Annotated in this window: 4 protein-coding genes; all 4 read left to right on the top strand. The window is 72.6% G+C overall.

Going from position 1 to position 2831, the window contains the following annotated elements; genetic code table 11:
• Positions 1-247 precede the first annotated feature (247 nt).
• The 4 genes from SACSA_RS0108405 (at position 248) to SACSA_RS0108390 (ending at position 2725) form a co-directional block, all read left to right on the top strand.
• Positions 248-475 carry a helix-turn-helix domain-containing protein gene (locus SACSA_RS0108405; protein WP_019815026.1) on the top strand — a complete coding sequence of 76 codons (228 nt, stop codon included), beginning with the start codon at positions 248-250 and terminating at the stop codon, positions 473-475.
• Positions 476-592: 117 nt separating this feature from the next.
• A complete protein-coding gene (locus tag SACSA_RS24525; protein WP_005453035.1) occupies positions 593-694 on the top strand; it encodes a 30S ribosomal protein bS22 in 102 nt (33 codons plus the stop codon).
• 49 nt (positions 695-743) lie between these two features.
• Complete coding sequence (locus SACSA_RS0108395; protein WP_019815022.1) at positions 744-1778, top strand: NAD-dependent epimerase/dehydratase family protein; 1035 nt, start codon at positions 744-746, stop codon at positions 1776-1778.
• Entirely contained in the window at positions 1775-2725 is a 951-nt protein-coding gene (locus SACSA_RS0108390; protein WP_048876573.1) for a lysophospholipid acyltransferase family protein, read from the top strand. Before SACSA_RS0108395 ends, SACSA_RS0108390 begins: the two co-directional genes overlap by 4 nt.
• The last annotated feature ends 106 nt before the right edge of the window (positions 2726-2831 follow it).

The following is a 2831-nucleotide window of genomic DNA, read 5'->3' as shown; positions in this document are numbered from 1 at the left end:
GCCGCCACGGACTCCGCCGTGTGCCCGGCGCGCTGCCCGGGTCCGCGGCGGGACCGACGCGGTGACAGGGGTGTGCGCGGCGGTTCGGCCGCCACGGCCTCCGGACGGGTGTGCTGTTTCCCCTCGACAGGCGTCGCAGGAGTCCCACGTGTCCCGCTACCCTCGAAAGGAAGCACGCGCGTGTCGGTACCGCCCGGTGGGGAAGCCGGGCGGCACGGCGCGTGGCGGAGGGACACGGTGAATTGTTATGCCGCCGAGCGGACAATCGAGCGGACGAGAGGACCAGCCGGGCCCCCGGCACGTCCAGTTCCTGACGGTCGCCGAGGTGGCCTCGCTGATGCGGGTCTCCAAGATGACCGTCTACCGGCTGGTGCACTCGGGTGAACTGCCCGCGGCCCGGGTGGGCAAGTCGTTCCGGGTGCCCGAGCAGGCCGTCCACGACTATCTCGACAACGCCTACTTCGACGTGGGCTGAACCACCCGCACCCACTCTCCCGGCGCGGGCACCGGCGTGGCACGGACCCGTGCGGACCACACACGGGCCCACCGGCTAACCTGGTAGGCCGTTCGCGACCAACCGTTAGGAGTGGGTGTGGGTTCGGTCATCAAGAAGCGCCGGAAGCGTATGTCCAAGAAGAAGCACCGCAAGTTGCTGCGGCGCACCCGGGTGCAGCGCCGCAAGCAGGGCAAGTAAGCCGATCGCGCCGGGGCCGTCCCCCGGCACAGGGCCCGAGGGACAACCGATGCCGCCGAACGTCGTCCTCGTCACCGGCGTCGCTGGTGAACTCGGCGGCAGACTGCTGGCGCGGCTGGGTCGCGACACCGGCCCGGAACGCGTGCTCGGGATGGACTCCTCCGCCCCGGCCGACGCGGTGGCCGATGACCTCGGGCGCGCGGAGTTCGTGCGGGCCGACATCCGGAACCCGCTCATCTCGAAGATCATCACCGCGGCGAAGGTCGACACGGTGGTGCACGCCGGGCCGAGCTGCCGTCCGGCGGGTCCCGGCAGGCGCGCCGCGCGTAAGGAAGTCAACGTCATCGGCACCATGCGCCTGCTGGCCGCGTGCCAGCGCTCGCCGCACGTGCGCAAGCTCGTCGTCGTCTCCTCGTCGGCCGTCTACGGTGCGAGTGCCCGCTCGCAGGCCGTGTTCACCGAGGACGCGGATCTCGTGCCGGGTGCGGCCCACGGCTACGTCAGGGACGCGGTCGAGATCGAGGACTACGTGCGTGGCTTCGCCCGGCGCCGCCCCGACGTGACGGTGACCACGATGCGGTTGGCCGACCTCATCGGCGCGGGCATGGACACGGTTTTCGCCCGCTACCTCGCGCTGCCGGTGGTGCCGACGGTGTTCGGCTTCGACGGGCGGCTGCAACTGCTGCACGCCGAGGACGCGCTGGCCGTGCTCGGCCACGCCACCCTGCGCGACCGGCCGGGTGTGTTCAACGTCGCGGGCGATGGCGTGGTCACCGTCTCCCAGGCGGTGCGCCGGGCGGGCCGGGTGGAGTGGCCGGTACCGCGCGGGCTCCTGCCGTCGGTCGGGCGGGCGTTGCGCGGAGCGCGCGGGGTGCACCTGTCCGCCGAGAACGCGCGGCTGCTCAGTTACGGCCGCGTGGTAGACACCACCCGGCTCACACGCGAGTTCGGCTACACACCCCGGTTCAGCACCGCCGAGGCACTGGACGATCACGTGCGCGACCGCCCGGCGCCCGCCGTGCTCGGCGCGGACGCGCTCGCGGACGCGCTCGACTCGGTGCAGAGGTGGAGGAGCACACGGTGACGGGATCGCCCGCCCGGATCATTCCGTTCGACCGGGACGCGGGCCGTGACGCCCGCGGGGACCGCGACGCGCCGGTCGTGCCACTGCCCGGTGCGAACACCGGCGAGACCGACGGTGACGCGCTCGGCCGCGTGCTGGCGTTCCTGCGCGACCGCGTCACCGGTGAGCACACCGTCGACGAGTTCGGATTCGACGCCGAGCTGACCGAGACGGTGCTTCTGCCCGCACTGCGACCGCTCTACGACCGGTGGTTCCGCGTGCGGGCGCACGGGGCCGAGAACCTGCCCGCGAGCGGCGGCGCGTTGCTGGTGTGCAACCACTCCGGTGTTCTGCCGCTCGACGCGATGATGACGGCGGTCGCCGTGCACGACGAGCACCCCGAGCGGCGGTTCCTGCGCATGCTCGGCGCGGACCTGGTGTTCCGCACGCCCGTGCTCGCCTCGCTGGCCCGCCGGTCGGGACAGACCCTGGCCTGCCACCCGGACGCCGAGCGCCTGCTCGGGCGCGGCGAGCTGGTCGGGGTGTGGCCTGAGGGCTACAAGGGTGTCGGTAAGCCGTTCTCCGCCCGGTACCGGTTGCAGCGGTTCGGCCGGGGCGGGTTCGTGGCGGCGGCGCTGCGCACCGGGGTGCCGATCATCCCGTGCGCGATCGTCGGTGCTGAGGAGATCTACCCGAAGATCGGCGATATCCGGCCGCTGGCCCGGCTGCTCGGACTGCCGTACTTCCCGGTGACGCCGTTCTTCCCGCTGCTCGGGCCACTGGGCGCGGTGCCGTTGCCGACCGCGTGGCACATCGAGTTCGGCGAGCCGCTGCCGACCGACTCCTACGGGTCCGACGCCTCCGACGATCAGATGCTCGTGCTCGGGTTGACCGACCAGGTTCGCGAGGCCATCCAGCGGATGCTCTACCGCAGGCTCGCGGCGCGGCGGGGTCCCTTCAGCGGCTGAGTTGCGGCGCGCCGAACAGTTCGCCTCGCGCCTCGGCCGTCGCGATCGTCGTGACCGCGCCCCGGACCGCCGGGGGTCAGGCCGCGCGCTTGCGGTAGGCCATGCC

The organism is Saccharomonospora saliphila YIM 90502, from assembly GCF_000383795.1.
Taxonomy (GTDB): Bacteria; Actinomycetota; Actinomycetes; order Mycobacteriales; family Pseudonocardiaceae; genus Saccharomonospora; species Saccharomonospora saliphila.
Note: the sequence above shows the minus strand (reverse complement) of the source record. Positions and strands in the feature narration are given on the sequence as shown.

Bases quoted from the DNA above. Each gene is read 5' to 3' on its own strand.
- SACSA_RS0108395 (WP_019815022.1), top strand. From the start codon at position 744: ATGCCGCCGAACGTCGTCCTCGTCACCGGCGTCGCTGGTGAACTCGGC.
- SACSA_RS0108405 (WP_019815026.1), top strand. From the start codon at position 248: ATGCCGCCGAGCGGACAATCGAGCGGACGAGAGGACCAGCCGGGCCCC.